16 protein-coding genes are annotated in these 14009 nt (G+C 72.9%); 10 read left to right on the forward strand and 6 right to left on the reverse strand.

Going from position 1 to position 14009, the window contains the following annotated elements:
* The first annotated feature begins 22 nt into the window (after nt 1-22).
* Nucleotides 23-1165, forward strand: coding sequence for a YncE family protein (locus OG389_RS34210; protein WP_328302882.1), 1143 nt, complete (start codon nt 23-25; stop codon nt 1163-1165).
* A 45-nt stretch (nt 1166-1210) separates the two neighbouring features.
* Here OG389_RS34210 and OG389_RS34215 read toward each other — a convergent pair whose 3' ends face one another.
* The gene (locus tag OG389_RS34215; RefSeq protein WP_328302884.1) at nt 1211-1948 is read right to left on the reverse strand and encodes an HNH endonuclease family protein; all 738 of its coding nucleotides are present in this window, start codon (nt 1946-1948) and stop codon (nt 1211-1213) included.
* A 171-nt stretch (nt 1949-2119) separates the two neighbouring features.
* Nucleotides 2120-2662, reverse strand: a complete 543-nt coding sequence (locus tag OG389_RS34220) for an HAD domain-containing protein (RefSeq protein WP_328302886.1) — start codon at nt 2660-2662, stop codon at nt 2120-2122.
* 103 nt (nt 2663-2765) lie between these two features.
* Here OG389_RS34220 and OG389_RS34225 point away from each other — a divergent pair, with 103 nt between their 5' ends.
* The 6 genes from OG389_RS34225 to OG389_RS34250 all read left to right on the forward strand — a co-directional run bounded on the left by OG389_RS34225 (nt 2766) and on the right by OG389_RS34250 (nt 7745).
* Nucleotides 2766-3533 (forward strand): hypothetical protein, encoded by a 768-nt coding sequence (locus tag OG389_RS34225; RefSeq protein ID WP_328302888.1) that lies wholly within the window; start codon nt 2766-2768, stop codon nt 3531-3533.
* An 83-nt stretch (nt 3534-3616) separates the two neighbouring features.
* Nucleotides 3617-3946 (forward strand): hypothetical protein, encoded by a 330-nt coding sequence (locus tag OG389_RS34230; RefSeq protein WP_328302890.1) that lies wholly within the window; start codon nt 3617-3619, stop codon nt 3944-3946.
* 104 nt (nt 3947-4050) lie between these two features.
* Nucleotides 4051-5412, forward strand: coding sequence for an FAD-dependent oxidoreductase (locus OG389_RS34235; RefSeq protein WP_328302892.1), 1362 nt, complete (start codon nt 4051-4053; stop codon nt 5410-5412).
* Between the two features lie 143 nt (nt 5413-5555).
* On the forward strand, nt 5556-6257 hold the full coding sequence (locus OG389_RS34240; RefSeq protein WP_328304312.1) for an NADPH-dependent F420 reductase: 702 nt from the start codon (nt 5556-5558) through the stop codon (nt 6255-6257).
* A gap of 74 nt (nt 6258-6331) precedes the next feature.
* A complete protein-coding gene (locus tag OG389_RS34245; RefSeq protein ID WP_443059388.1) occupies nt 6332-7114 on the forward strand; it encodes a molybdopterin-dependent oxidoreductase in 783 nt (260 codons plus the stop codon).
* The gene (locus tag OG389_RS34250; protein WP_328302894.1) at nt 7098-7745 is read left to right on the forward strand and encodes a cytochrome b/b6 domain-containing protein; all 648 of its coding nucleotides are present in this window, start codon (nt 7098-7100) and stop codon (nt 7743-7745) included. The genes OG389_RS34245 and OG389_RS34250 overlap by 17 nt, the downstream gene beginning before the upstream one ends.
* On the opposite strand, the gene OG389_RS34255 is transcribed toward OG389_RS34250, so the two are convergent.
* Nucleotides 7708-8181: a MarR family winged helix-turn-helix transcriptional regulator gene (locus tag OG389_RS34255; RefSeq protein ID WP_328302895.1), complete on the reverse strand. Its 474-nt coding sequence runs from the start codon at nt 8179-8181 to the stop codon at nt 7708-7710. The genes OG389_RS34250 and OG389_RS34255 overlap by 38 nt on opposite strands.
* A gap of 128 nt (nt 8182-8309) precedes the next feature.
* On the opposite strand from OG389_RS34255, the gene OG389_RS34260 reads away from it, so the two are divergent.
* On the forward strand, nt 8310-8720 hold the full coding sequence (locus OG389_RS34260; RefSeq protein WP_328302897.1) for an organic hydroperoxide resistance protein: 411 nt from the start codon (nt 8310-8312) through the stop codon (nt 8718-8720).
* A gap of 95 nt (nt 8721-8815) precedes the next feature.
* On the opposite strand, the gene alc is transcribed toward OG389_RS34260, so the two are convergent.
* Nucleotides 8816-9946: an allantoicase gene (gene alc, locus OG389_RS34265; RefSeq protein WP_328302899.1), complete on the reverse strand. Its 1131-nt coding sequence runs from the start codon at nt 9944-9946 to the stop codon at nt 8816-8818.
* A gap of 796 nt (nt 9947-10742) precedes the next feature.
* Entirely contained in the window at nt 10743-11507 is a 765-nt protein-coding gene (locus OG389_RS34270) for a dienelactone hydrolase family protein (protein ID WP_328302901.1), read from the reverse strand.
* Nucleotides 11508-11621: 114 nt separating this feature from the next.
* On the opposite strand from OG389_RS34270, the gene OG389_RS34275 reads away from it, so the two are divergent.
* Both OG389_RS34275 and OG389_RS34280 read left to right on the forward strand, forming a co-directional pair.
* Complete coding sequence (locus tag OG389_RS34275) at nt 11622-12815, forward strand: cytochrome P450 family protein (RefSeq protein WP_328302903.1); 1194 nt, start codon at nt 11622-11624, stop codon at nt 12813-12815.
* Nucleotides 12812-13369, forward strand: a complete 558-nt coding sequence (locus OG389_RS34280) for a hypothetical protein (protein WP_328302905.1) — start codon at nt 12812-12814, stop codon at nt 13367-13369. The genes OG389_RS34275 and OG389_RS34280 overlap by 4 nt, the downstream gene beginning before the upstream one ends.
* A 21-nt stretch (nt 13370-13390) precedes the next feature.
* Here the strand turns inward: OG389_RS34280 and OG389_RS34285 are convergent, their stop codons facing one another.
* Nucleotides 13391-13966 carry a YdeI/OmpD-associated family protein gene (locus tag OG389_RS34285; protein WP_328302907.1) on the reverse strand — a complete coding sequence of 192 codons (576 nt, stop codon included), beginning with the start codon at nt 13964-13966 and terminating at the stop codon, nt 13391-13393.
* Nucleotides 13967-14009 lie beyond the last annotated feature (43 nt).

Here is a 14009-nt window from a genome sequence, read left to right on the forward strand (position 1 = left end):
TCCCTGGACCGAGAGGGGCACCATGCCGGAGCACGACCACCCGCACCCGCGCCGCCGAGCGCGGGGGACCCGTACCGCCCTGGCGGCCCTTGCCGCAGCGCTGCTCCTCGGAGCCTGCGCCGACCCGGCCGCGCCGCCGGCCGCCGCCACCGCCGTGGCCGCGCCGCTCCCGACGGCCTCGGCCGCCCCCGGCGGTACCCTGCTGGTCGCCGACTTCGGGGCGGACACGGTGACCTTCGTGGATCCGGAGCGCGGCCCCGTGGGCTCGGTCCCGGTCGGCAGGGCCCCGTACGGCCTGGTGGTGGGAGCGGACGGCCGGGCCTGGGTGGCCACGGCCGAGGGCGTCGCCGTCGTGGACACCCGTACGCGCACCGGGCTCGCCCGGATCCCCTACCGCACCACCGGCACCGGGCCCGTCACCGGAGGCGAGTACCGGGGCGGCGGCATGGGCATCGCGCTCGCGCCCGACGGCTCCCGCGCCTACGTCGGGGTCAACGTCCCCGGGACCACCGGCGCCCTGGAGGTCATCGACACGGCGAGGGCCGAGGTCACGGCAGTGGTCCCGGTGGGCCGGCGCCCCTTCGACGTGGATGTGTCGCGCGACGGCTCCGAGGTCTACGTCACCGGGCACGACTCCTTCGACGTCACCGTGGTGCCCGCGGGATCGCTCACGCCGCGCCGCATCGAGGTGGCCCCGTACGGGACGGAGGGCGGTCTGGGCTCGTGGCTGAAACCGCACTACGCCGCCGTTCGGCCGGCGGACGGGAAGCTGCTGCTCCCCTTCGAGGGCGAGCGGCTCGCGGTGGTGGATCCGCGTACGGGCAGCACCACGGTGGAGGAGCTCACCGCCGACACCCACCAGCACGGGGTCACGGTCACCACCGACGGCCGGCTGCTGGTGGTCGGCACGGGCGCTGTGGAGCCGGGGAAGGGCAAGGGTCCGTCGCTCACGGTCCGTTCCCCGGGCGGCGCGGAGCGCGTGTACCCGCTGGACGGGCCGCACGAGGACGTGGCCGTGTCCCGGGACGGGCACACGGCCTACGTCACCGGGGGCTACACGCGCGACGGCTACTGGAACGGCATCACGGTCGTGGACCTCGACAGCGGAAGCAGCCGGCGGCTCGCGGCGGGATCGCGGCCGCTGGGGATCGCCGTCCTGGGGTGAGCGGGCGCCCCCGCCCGCCCGGGAGACGGGCGTGGGCGAGCGGTGTCAGGCCGCGCAGGTGTCCAGCATGCTGGCGAGCATCTTCTTCTCGGGCTCGGTGACGGTCAGGCCGTACGTGGACTTGACCGTCGTCCAGGCCCGAGCGTACTGGCACCAGGCCGCCTTCGACGGAGGCTGCCACAGGTCGGGGCTCTGGTCGCCCTTCGAGCGGTTCGAGGAGGCGCTCACCGCGAGCAACTGAGGACGGGTCAGATCATTGGCGAAGGCCTTGCGCCTGGCGGCGTCCCAGCCGGACGCGCCGGAGCGCCAACCCTCGGCGAGGGGCACCATGTGGTCGATGTCCATCTTCGACGCCTCGGTCACCACCACGTCGTCGTACAGGCTCTTCCAGGTGCCGGACACGGCCTTGCACTCGGCGTCGCGGGTGACGTTCACACCGTCCCGCTGCAGGATCACCTCGCGGGTGTCGCACTTGTCGCCCTGTTCCGCCCAGTGCGTGAACTTGTCCCGGCTGTAACCGGACATGGTTCCCGGCGGGGCCACCTTGAGCGCGGCCAGCTGGGTACGGGCCACCGGGGCGCCGACCATGCCGGGCAGCATGTCGCCGGAGGGCTTCCCGTCGTCAGGGTCCCCGGGCTTCGCGGACGCGGAGGGCCTTGCGGGGGCACCGGAACCCGGTTTCGGGTCCTCGCCGGGTGTCGGTCCGGTCCCGGAGCATCCGGCCAGGGCCAGCAGCAGCGAGGCCGCCACTACCGCACCGGACACACGTGTCTGACGTCCCATTGACCCACCCCGAAGCTGCCGCGCCCAGTGTCCCGGGAAGACTACCCATGCCGGACGGGGATCGACGCCAGGCGCCCGTTGCCCGGGCTGGCGGCGAACGGTCCGCGGGCGTACGCCCGGTGGTGCGCGCGGTCCCAATCCCCGGACGGGTTGGCGTGGTTGGGGCGGGGATCAGGTGGCGCGGACGCGCAGCCACGCGTCCAGCACGGCGAAGTCGGCGTTCCCGAGGCCTTCCCGGGGGTCGACGCGGTGCAGGAGGGCCGGGCCGGGGTGGTGGGCGGACACCCAGCGGCGGTCCGCGTCGCCGATCTCGTCGTCGACCCAGACGAACGCCCGGCCGGCGGCGCGGGCGACGAGGGTGCGCGTCTTCCAGTGCGTCCCGCCCCAGCTGTCCTCGGGGGACGGATCCGGCCATTCCACCACTGGGAGCTGCGGCAGCCCGAGCCGTGGGCAGAGGCAGGCGTTCGCGTCCTCCATCCAGGTCGTGGCCCAGACGAGCTCGCACGGCAGGGCGGCGAGCCGGGGCCCGAGCGTCGGATCGACCCGGGAGAGGAGGGGGTGCCCGTCGTTCCCGGAGGGCACGCCGGGGGCCTCGTGGACCGGGTATCCCAGCGGCGACCCGAAGGGGATGAGGGGGCCGTCCACGTCGAGGAACAGGACGGGTCGTACTGCGCGGGGAGCCGGCGGAGCCGGGAGCACCGGGGGGTTCGTCACGCGACACAGCGATACCACGCACCCGGGCCTGCGGGAACGTCGGCCCCGGAGGGAACCGGGACCGGTGCGAGACCCTCTAGACGGGCAGAAGGGGGAGATGGTCATGACAACGAATGCGGTATCCCGGGCCGGGCGGACGGTCCTGGCCGGGCTGACGGTGCTCCTGTGCGGCGCGCTCGCCGCCTGCGGCACCGTAAGGGCCGGCGAGGCGGCCGGGCCCGCCGCTCCGACGGTGTCGCCCGGTCCCGAACAGTGCGATCTGGACGGTGCGACGGGTACGGGTGACGGGGCGGGCGGCTCCACCGGCGCCCCCGACATCCCGACGGAGGAGCAGACGGGCGGTTACGCGGGTCCGCCGACGGATGAGGAGACGGGGTCCTACGCGGGTCCGCCCACGGACGAGGAGACGGGGTCCTACGCGGGTCCGCCCACGGACGAGGAGACGGGCGGTTACGCCGGTCCCCCGACCGATCAGGACACCGGCGCCCCGGACCCGCCCACGGACGGTACCGCCGCACCCTCCTCCGGGCCCGGGGTCGTCACCAACGGCGCCGGTCCGTGCGGCGCGGCGGGGTGGTTCGACATGAGGCGGGACTTCGTCGCCTACTACGCGAAGCACCGGACCGGCGAGGACCAGGGAATCCCCGCGGACGGAGTCGGCGAGGTCCGCGTCCGCAAGGTGCGCGGGACCTGCCTGGCCGAGGTGACCTTCGCCACTCACGCCGTGGGCAAGGGGCGCGGGGACGACGCCCGCAGGGTGGTACGGGTCTTCGCGGCCTGGCGGAACGAGGTGTACGGGGACACGGACGCGGGCACGGTCACGGTTCGTACGCGTGAGGATTCCCCCGTGGTCGTGACCGGTACATGGTGACCCCGGTGAGCCCCGCCCGCGGGGCGAGCCGCGGCGATCGACGACAACCGAACCCCGAAGCAGGAAGCAGAGGCAGAACCGCGATGACCGACGACGCCGCGAACGAACCGCACGTCCCCTCCGACGCGGAGCGTGCGGCCCGCGCCCAGGTGCGGGAGCGGGCCACCGGCCTGACGCACCACGAGACCGCCGCTGCCCTCGAAGCCGCGGAGGCGGCCGCGGAGGAGGCCTCGGGCGATCTGGAGAGCGCCGACGACGCCACCCGCGCCTCCGTCGCGGAATGGCGGCGCATCACGGATCTGCTCTTCGACCACGGAGGTCCCTACTCACCCGATATCGATGCCTTCGTCCAGGGTCAGCTCGCGGCCCGCGCCGACCATGCCGACCCCAAGCAGAGCTTGGGGAAGTCATAAGGTCTGGTTATGGGGTCATAACCCAGGGGTGGGTGCCGAGTTAGGATGCCCTTAGTTTAGGGTTCCCTTGATCGAGTATTTCGTCGTTCGAAGGGAACCCAGCCATGCCTCGCCCCCTGCGGGTAGCAATCGTCGGTGCCGGCCCCGCCGGCATCTACGCCGCCGACGCCCTGCTGAAGTCCGAGGCGGCCGTCGAGCCGGGTGTGTCCATCGACATCTTCGAACGGATGCCGGCCCCCTTCGGTCTGATCCGCTACGGCGTCGCCCCCGACCACCCGCGCATCAAGGGCATCATCACCGCCCTCCACCAGGTGCTCGACAAGCCGCAGGTGCGTCTCTTCGGCAACGTCGACTACCCGAACGACATCAGCCTCGACGAACTGCACTCCTTCTACGACGCCGTGATCTTCTCCACCGGCGCCACCGCCGACCGCGCGCTGACCATCCCGGGCGTGGACCTCGACGGCTCCTACGGCGCCGCCGACTTCGTCTCCTGGTACGACGGTCACCCCGACGTCCCGCGCACCTGGTCGCTGGAGGCGGAGAAGGTCGCCGTCCTCGGCGTCGGCAACGTCGCCCTCGACGTGGCCCGGATCCTCGCCAAGACCGCGGACGAGCTGCTGCCGACCGAGATCCCGGCGAACGTCTACGACGGCCTCAAGGCCAACAAGGCGCTCGAGGTCCACGTCTTCGGCCGCCGCGGTCCCGCGCAGGCCAAGTTCAGCCCCATGGAGCTGCGCGAGCTGGACCACTCGCCCAACATCGAGGTCATCGTCAACCCCGAGGACATCGACTACGACGAGGGCTCGATCACCACCCGCCGCTCCAACAAGCAGGCGGACATGGTCGCCAAGACCCTGGAGAACTGGGCGATCCGCGACATCGGCGACCGCCCGCACAAGCTCTTCCTACACTTCTTCGAGTCGCCCACCGAGGTTCTCGGGGAGGACGGCAAGGTCGTCGGCCTGCGCACCGAGCGCACCGAACTGGACGGCACCGGCAACGTGAAGGGCACCGGCCAGTTCACCGACTGGGACGTCCAGTCCGTCTACCGCGCGGTCGGCTACCTCTCCGACGAGCTGCCCAAGCTGCCGTGGGACGTGGAGTCCGGCACCGTTCCGGACGAGGGCGGCCGCGTCATCGAAGCAGGCACCCACCTGCGGTCCACGTACGTCACCGGCTGGATCCGCCGCGGCCCCATCGGTCTGATCGGCCACACCAAGGGCGACGCGAACGAGACGGTCGCGAGCCTGCTCGCCGACCACGCCGCCGGCGCCCTGCGAACGCCGGGCACCCCCGAGCCGGAGGCCGTCGAGGCCTTCCTGTCCGGGAGGGAGATCCGCTTCACGACGTGGGAGGGCTGGTACAAGCTCGACGCCGCCGAGAAGGCGCTGGGCGAGCCGCAGGGCCGCGAGCGGGTCAAGCTCGTCGAGCGCGAGGACATGCTCGGGGCGAGCGGGGCTTAGCCACCAGCCACGCAACGAGTCCGGGCGGGCCCGCCGTGCGCGGGCCCGCCCGGACTGCCGTGCGACGGAGTCCCCCGTACGGAGGGTCCGGGAGGTCCCCCCTTCCGGGGCGGAATGCCGGGCGCCCGGAGGAGGTTCGGGTCATAGCGACACCCGAACACCACGGACGCACGGGAGAGCTCATGAAGATCGGCATCATCGGCGCGGGCAACATCGGCGGCAACCTCACCCGCCGGCTCACCGCCATCGGACACGACGTGGCCGTCGCCAACTCGCGCGGCCCCGAAACCCTGACCGACCTCGCGCGGGAGACGGGAGCCACCCCGGTCACCGTCGCCGAAGCGGCGCGTGACGCCGAGGTCGTCGTCGTGACGGTCCCCCTGAAGAACGTCCCGGATCTGCCCACGGGCCTCTTCGGCGGGGCGGCGCCCGGCTTCGCCGTCATCGACACCGGGAACTACTACCCGCAGCAGCGCGACGGCCGGATCGCCGGCATCGAGGACGAGGGTCTCACCGAGAGCCGCTGGACCGAGCGGAACCTGGGTCACCCCGTCGTCAAGGCCTTCAACGGCACGTATGCCCAGGACATCCTGGACCGGCCCCTCGAAGCCGGCCACCCCGACCGGCAGGCCCTGCCCGTCGCGGGCGACGACGAGGCGGCGAAGAAGACCGTACGGGCCCTCATCGACGAACTCGGCTTCGACACCGTCGACTCCGGCGGCATCGACGACTCCTGGCGACAGCAGCCCGGCACCCCCGTGTACGGCCTCCGGGCGGGCACGCAGGCCGTGGTCGAGGCGCTTGCCGAGGCTTCGCCGGAGCGGCCGGCGGACTTCCGGGGCTGACCGGGATCTGACGGAAGTCTGACGGGCGCCCCCGAACCCTGGCCGAGGGGTGCGCGGGGTGGTCGAATCGGCGGGTGAGCAGAGCAGAGCGAACCGAACCTGACCCGGGTAACAGCCACGCCCCCGATCCGGACCCCGGCCCGGACCCCGACGGCAGCGGCGCCCCCGTCGGCCGCCGGCTGGTCCTCGGCATGGTGGGGCTCGGCGCGCTCGGCCTGGCCCTCGCGCCGCGGCTCCAGTCGGGGCTCGACGCCGTACTGGGCGGGGCCGCGGCCAAGGATCCGACGGGCCTCACCGGACTGCTGCCGGGCGGCGGAGGGTTCCGCTACTACTCCGTCGCATCCTCGGTGCCCGAACGCGGCCCGGCCGACTACCGGCTGACCGTCGACGGCCTGGTCGACCGGCCGGCCACGTACACCCTGGACGCGCTGCGCGCCCTGCCGCGCACCCGGGTCGTCCGCGACGTCCAGTGCGTCACGGGGTGGCGGGTCCCGGCCACCCCCTTCGAGGGTGTCCCGCTCCACCGGCTCCTGGACGCCGCCGGGGTCCGGTCCGAGGCCCGCGCGATCCGCTTCACCTGCTTCGACGGCACCTACACCGAGAGCCTCACGCTCCCGCAGGCCCGCCGCGACGACGTATTGGTCGCCCTGAACATGCGCGACGAGCCGCTCAGCCACGCCCACGGCGGCCCGGTCCGCCTCTACGCGGCTCCCATGTACTTCTACAAATCGGCGAAATGGCTGTCGGGCATCACCTTGACCCGGGACGTCCGGCCCGGCTACTGGGAGGAACTCGGCTACGACGTCGACGCCTGGGTCGGCAAGTCGAACGGACGCGACGATGCCCCTACCGTCTGAACGCCCCGCCGGGGTGAGCCGGTTCAGCCCGGCCGAGCGCCAGATCCACCGGATCACCGCCGCCCTGACGGGTGTGTGTCTGGTGAGCGCCGGCTGCCTGTACCTGCCGCCGCTGGCCGAACTGGTGGGCCGCCGGCACCTGGTGGTCACCGTCCACGAGTGGTCGGGGCTGCTGATCCCGGCCCCCGCACTGCTCGGGCTCGCGTCCCGGGCCTTCCGCGCCGACCTGCGGCGGCTGAACCGCTTCGGCCCGCACGACCTGACCTGGCTGCGTTCCGCGCTGCGCCGAGACCACCGGCAGGCGGCGCGCCCGGCCGGCAAGTTCAACGCCGGGCAGAAGCTCTACGCGAGCTGGAGCGCCGGGGCGGCCCTGGTGATGCTGGGCACCGGCCTGCTGATGTGGTTCACCGGCCTGGCCCCGCTGCCCTGGCGTACCGCAGCCACCTTCGTCCACGACTGGCTGGCCATCGCGCTGACCGTGGCCGTCGTGGGCCACGTCATGAAGGCGCTCGCCGATCCGGAGGCCCGGCGCGGGATGCGCACGGGCTCCGTGGACGCCGGCTGGGCGCGGCGCGAGCACCCGCTGTGGCGGGCTACTCCTGCGGAACGGCCGCGTCCAGGGCGGCGGTGAGCTTCCGCAAGCGGTCCTGCAGGTCCTTGATCTCGCCGAGCTCGAAGCCGGTTGCGGTGGCGATCCGCCGGGGAACCTCGACGGCCCGGGCGCGCAGCGCCGTACCTGCCGCGGTGGGGCGTACGTGCACGGACCGCTCGTCCTCGGTGCTGCGCTCCCGGACCAGCAGACCGCCCGCCTCCAGGCGCTTGAGCAGCGGGGAGAGGGTTCCCGAATCGAGCCGCAGGTGCTGTCCGAGCCGTTTGACCGGCAGCTCGCCGTGCTCCCAGAGGACCAGCATCACCAGGTACTGCGGGTAGGTGAGCCCGAGGTCCTTCAGGACGACGCGGTACAGGCCGCCGAAGGCCCGGTTCGCCGCGCCCAGCGCGAAGCAGATCTGGCCGTCGAGGCGCAGGAAGTCCTGGTCGGCGAGGGCGTCGGTCGATTGCTCGGTCATGGATGCCAGTGTACCCGGGGGTGCCGTGGCGGCAACTAAATTGTGCACAACTGAATTGTGTGTCATATTGATGGGGCGAGGTCGTCGACCGACGGACCCGCCTCAGCCCTGTGAGAGGAACCCCCGAGATGGACGCGATCTACACCGCTGTCGCCACCGCCAACGGCCGCGAAGGCCGCGCCGTCAGCTCCGACGGCCAGATCGACCTCGCGCTGGCCATGCCCCCGGCGCTCGGCGGGAACGGTCAGGGCACCAACCCCGAGCAGCTCTTCGCGGCGGGGTACGCCGCCTGCTTCGCCAGCGCCCTCGGGCTGGTCGGCCGCCAGGCCAAGGTCGACACCAGTGAGGTCTCGGTGACCGCGGAGGTCTCCATCGGCAAGGACGGTGCGGGCTTCGGACTGGCCGTCGTCCTGCGCGTCGAGCTCCCCGACGCCCTGGCCGGTGAGACCGGCACCCTGCTGGTCAAGCAGGCGCACGAGGTCTGCCCCTACTCCCGCGCCACCCGCGGCAACATCCCCGTCGAGCTCGTCGTCGAGTAGTCCAGCGGTCCTTGAACCGGTCCCGGGGCAGCCGGATCCGGTGGCCCCGCGGTTCCGTACTCCCCGAGCCTCCGCCGGAGCGGCCGCTCTCCCCGTCAGCCGGTCGTGCGCGCGGATCCCGCCGCGCGCGCCGAGCGGGCGGTGAGCGCGGCCGCTCCGGCGTCGGTCAGGCGGCCGTGCAGGCGCAGTCGGGCGAGTCCGCCGTCGGGGTAGACGTCGAGGCGGGCGTGCGTGGCCAGGACCGGCGCCGCGAGCGGCAGCCGGTGCGGGCTGTCGGGCTCCAGCCGGGTGCGCGGGAGGACCCGCGTCCACGCGCCGTCCTCGCCGTCCTTGACCGACAGCGAGACCCAGCCGGCCGCGTTCCCCTTCAGGTTCGCGGTGTCCACCTCCACGGCCCGGATCTCGCACTGCCCGGCCAGCCGGTACGCGATCCAGTCGTTGCCCTTGTCGCGGCGCCGACGCGTCTCCCATCCGTCGTCCTGCTTCTGTGACAGCCCCGGCATGATGGTGTTTTCGGGGGAGGAGTAGAAGCCGTCCGAGGCGTCCTCCACGACCCCGCCGTTGACGACGCAGGCCACGTCCACCACGCCGAGCAGGGCCAGCCACGCCGGATCGGGCAGCACTTCCCCGTGGACCCGCAGGCGTGCGATGCCCCCGTCGGGGTGCTGGTCGACGCGCAGGTGCGTCCAGCGCCGCTCCGAGGTGACCGCGATCCCGTTGGCGGCGTGACCGCGCACCGGGGTGCGGGGGACGATCTCCTCCCAGGCGTCCTCCCGTTCGAGGAGCTCGGCGATCGAGGGCGTCCCTTCGAAGGCGGCGGCCCACACGCTCACCTGCTGCGGGTAGTTGCCGCGGAAGTGCGCGGTGTCGACGACGATCCCGCGGATGACGCCGGGGGCGCCGAGGCGGATCAGGGCCCAGTCGTGGTCGGAGTCCGCCGGAAACGGCTCCTCGGCGCTCGCCCCGCGCCGCCGCCTGGTCTCCCAGCCGTCCATGACCTTGCCCTTGTTGGCGTAGTGGTGGACGTCGAAGACCGCCGGGGTGCGCAGCAGCAGGTTCTCCCGCTCGGCGAAGAACTCGTCGTTGGCGGCGAGGACCCCCGCCCCGAGCCGGCGGTCGGCGAGGTCCGTGAGGTGGGAGAAGGCGAAGGTGCCGCCACGGTAGTCGGCGTACGGGTCTCCCGAGACGTACGGCGCGGCGGCGAAGTCGGTGGTCGTGGGACGCATGGCTGGGGTCCTTCTTTCCTTGTCGGGAAGGGGAGTTGGGGAGTGGGGCGATGTCCTGACTCTCGCTCACCGGGATTGCTCAGGTCCATCGACAGTTTTCGATCATTCCTTTCAGTGGAGCTGAAAGGTGTGGACCCAAGAGCCATTCATCGCCTCGGCGGCGTCGACAGCTCCGGCACTTCCCGCCACGGCGAGTTCGCCCGTCCCGGCGGCTTCGGCCACGGCTCCGGCGGCGGCGCCACCGACCTGCGCACCGGCGCCTTCGGCCCGACTGGTGGCCGGCGGCGGGGGAGGAGCCTGCAACGGCGGCCCTCCGCCGCGCGGCGGCAACGGCGGTCAGGGCGGAGGCCCCGAGGGATCCGGCGCCGGAGGCACCGGCGGAACCGCGACCCAGCCCGGCACCGGCACCCGTACCTCCCCGCTCGGCGGACCGGGAGGCGACGCGAGCGGCATCGACCAGTACGCCGGCCTGCCCAACCCGGGCTCCGGCGCACCCGGGGCAACAGGGGAGCGCGACGCTCGCCACCGTGCCGCTCGACGCCGGGCTGGCCCGCTTCACCACGAGCGCCAGGCGTCCCGGTACCCATCGGATCAGCGCCTCGCACACGCCCGACGTCGAACACACGGGCAGCCCCGCCGGTCAACGGGCCGACATCACCGTCGGATTCAGCGGGCCCTGCATGACGAGGGGGCGCTCGCAGTCTCCGTCCGCGGATCCACGCCGACCGGTCCCGTCAGCATCCGGGGCACCAGCGGCTCCGTCCCCGCTCGGTGCTCCGCGTGTCCGCGCTCCGGCTCAGAAGGTCCGTTCGAGCAGCGCGAACAGTGCCGCCCAGTGCCGTTCGTCCGAGGCGGCGTCGTAGGAGCTCGTATCGGCCAGCGTGTAGCCGTGCCGCGCGCCCCCGTACACCTCGGCCCGATGGCGGACGCCCGCCGCCGACAGGGCCTTCCCCAGTCGGTCGATCTCCTCGGCGGGCAGCGTCGGGTCCTGGTCGGCGTGCCCGAAGTACAGCTCGGCCGTGATCCGGTGGGCCAGCAGGTGCGGACTGTCCGCCGTGTCGGTCGCCAGGAATCCCCCGTGGAACCCGGCCGCCGCCACCACCCGCTCGGGGTACGTGCCCGCGGTCAGCAGCGCCAGCCGGGCACCCATGCAGTACCCGGTGATCGCCGCCGGCCCGGGGGCCACCCCCGGGATTCCGGCGAGGCGCTCCAGGTACGCCCCGGCGTCCCGCATCGCGAGCTCGGGGGTCAGGGAGTCGAGGACCGGGCCGACCCGTTCGAAGAGCTCCGGCTGCCGCCCGAAGTCCACGAACTCGGGGAGTTCGAACACCGGTGCGCGCCCGTGGCGGTAGAAGAGGTTCGGCAGCAGGACCACGTATCCGGCCGCGGCGATCCGGTCCGCCATCGACTTGATGTGCGGACGGATGCCGAGGGCGTTCATGTACAACAGCACTCCGGGATAGGGGCCTTCGCCCTCGGGCCGGGCCAGATAGGCGTCGGCGGTACCGTCCCCCGTGACGATCTCCACGGATGTGCGGACTACCTCGCGTGCGGTCGTCATGGCCGTCCCCCTCTTCGTATGGCGAAGGCCGCAGACTACCGTGATCGGGGTGTTGACCTGGAGTGTCCGGAAACCGCCCTCGCCGTGCGTGAGCTGCGGCCTTACCGTGGACCGATGCCAGTCGTGGACATCAGTGCCAGTGCCGAGGCCTTCAACGCCGACCCCTATTCCTTCTACGCGAGACTCCGTGAGGCCGGACCGGTCCACGAGGTCATCGTCTCGACCGACGAGTTCGAGCCGAGCTGGCTGGTCGTCGGCCACGAGGAGGCGCGCAAGGCGCTCAACCACCCTGCCCTGTCGAAGGACTGGCGGGGCTCGGGCAAGTTCCCGGACGCCCTGGTGACCGCGGCGAACGCCAACATGCTGGAGGCCGACCCGCCGCACCACACCCGGCTGCGGCGGCTGGTCGCACGGGAGTTCACCGCCCGCCGGATGGAAGGCATGCGGGGGCGCGTCCAGCAGATCACCGACGAACTCCTCGACGCGATGGCCGCCCGGCCGGAGCGCACCGGCGACCTGATCGCCACGCTGGCCTTTCCGCTGCCGATGACCGTGATCTGTGAGCTGCTCGGCGTCCCCGATCTGGACCGGGACCGGTTCCGGTACTGGTCCAACGAGGTCGTCGCCCCCGCCCCCGGAACCCCGAACAACAACGCGCACCAGCAGCTGGGCAACTACCTCGGCGAGCTCATCGACGCCAAGGCGAAGGAACCGGGCGAAGACCTGCTCAGCGCGCTGATCCGGACCCGCGACGAGGACGGGGACTCGCTCTCGTCCGACGAAGTCATCGGGATGGCCTTCCTGTTGCTGGTCGCCGGCCACGAGACGACTGTCAACCTGATCTCCAACGGGGTACGGGCCCTGCTCGCCCACCCCGCGGAACTGGCCGCGCTCCGCGGTGACTTCGACGGACTGCTCGACGGAGCGGTCGAGGAGATGCTCCGCTACGACGGCCCCGTCCAGCACTCCACGTACCGCTACGCCCGCGAGGCGCTGGACCTCGGCGGCACCACCATCCCGGCCGGGGCCACCGTACTCGTCTCACTGGCCGGCGCCGACCGCGACCCCGAGCGCTTCCCGGAGCCCGACACCTTCGACATCCGGCGCGCCCCGCAGGGCCACCTGGCCTTCGGCCACGGACTCCACTTCTGCATCGGCGCGCCGCTGGCCCGCATGGAGGGCCGCATCGCGATCCGCTCACTGCTCGAACGCTTCCCCGACCTGGCCGAGGACCCGTCGGGCGGCGCGCCGCGCTGGCTGTCGGGGAGCCTGATGCGCGGCGTGAGCCGTCTCCCGCTCCGCTGGTGACGGAGAACACCACCACCGAAGGCGGGGACCCGGCCTGTCACCTCCACCTCCTGTGCCCCGTCTGCGGAGCGGTGGCCCGGGAGCGGCGCGAGTCCTGCTGCGCGCGGTACGCCGGGCCGGTCCGTCATCGGTGGCTGGGGGTCCTGCGCCCGGACGGTGAAGGCCGGCTGACCGGTGGGATCGCGATCGGCCCGGCGGTCCGGCCGGCCGCCGCCAACGGTGACACGGACTGCGGGGTGCGGATCGGGGCCGGGCTCGGGACGGGGCTCGGGCTCGGTCCCGTCGATCTCGACGACGCGGCGGCGCGCATCCGCCGGGCCCTCGAAGGGCTGGAGGTCCTCAAGGACTTCGCCCTCGAGCTCGCGCCCGCGGACTGGCGTCGCCACTCCGGGACGGCGGACGGGACGCCGTTGCGGGAGCGGCTGTTCCTCCACGGGTTCGACGTGATCGGGCCCGACGCGATGGACGTCGCCTTCGACTGCGGGGAGCGCGGCACGCTCATCGTCCGCGTGGACGGCTCCGGCCGGGGCCGCGACGTCCGGCTGGAGCTCTGAGGACGGAGGCGGACGGCCGGGTCAGTGCCCGGTGCCCCGCGCGAGGAGGCGTACGGCCTTGTCCAGACGGGCCCGGCGGGCTTCCGGGGTGAGGGCTTGGAACAGGGGCAGGAGGACGAGGTACTGCCCGGTCCGGTCCAGCGCGTCGAAGGCAGCCCGGGCCGCGGGGCTGTCCGCAAGCGCCGCCGTGACGTCCGGCGGGACCTCGGCCGTCCGCTGGGAGGCGTACGCCCCGGCCCAGCGGCCGTCCTCCTGCGCCTCGCGCACCTCGGCGAGGCCCGGTTCGCGCATGCGGCCCGTGGCGGTCAGCTCGGCGACCCTGTCCACGTTGACCTGCGACCACAGGCTCCGGGGCCGGCGCGGCACGTACTTCTGGAGGTAGTACCGCTCGTCCAGGGAGCGGCGCTGCCCGGAGATCCAGCCGTAGCACAGCCCGACGTCCACCAGCTCGTCCGAGGAGACCGACGGGATCCCGGACGCCTTCTTCGCCAGCTTGACCCACACGCCCTCGTGGAGGGTGTGGTGCCCGGCCAGCCAGCCCTCGAAGGCGCCGGCATCCGCGAAGGCCAGTACCTCTACGCCGTCCAGCTCGTCCATGGGGTCAGGGTAGGCGGCCCCGGAACGGACGGGGCCGGCGGCT

It is taken from the genome of Streptomyces sp. NBC_00435, from assembly GCF_036014235.1.
GTDB lineage: Bacteria > Actinomycetota > Actinomycetes > Streptomycetales > Streptomycetaceae > Streptomyces.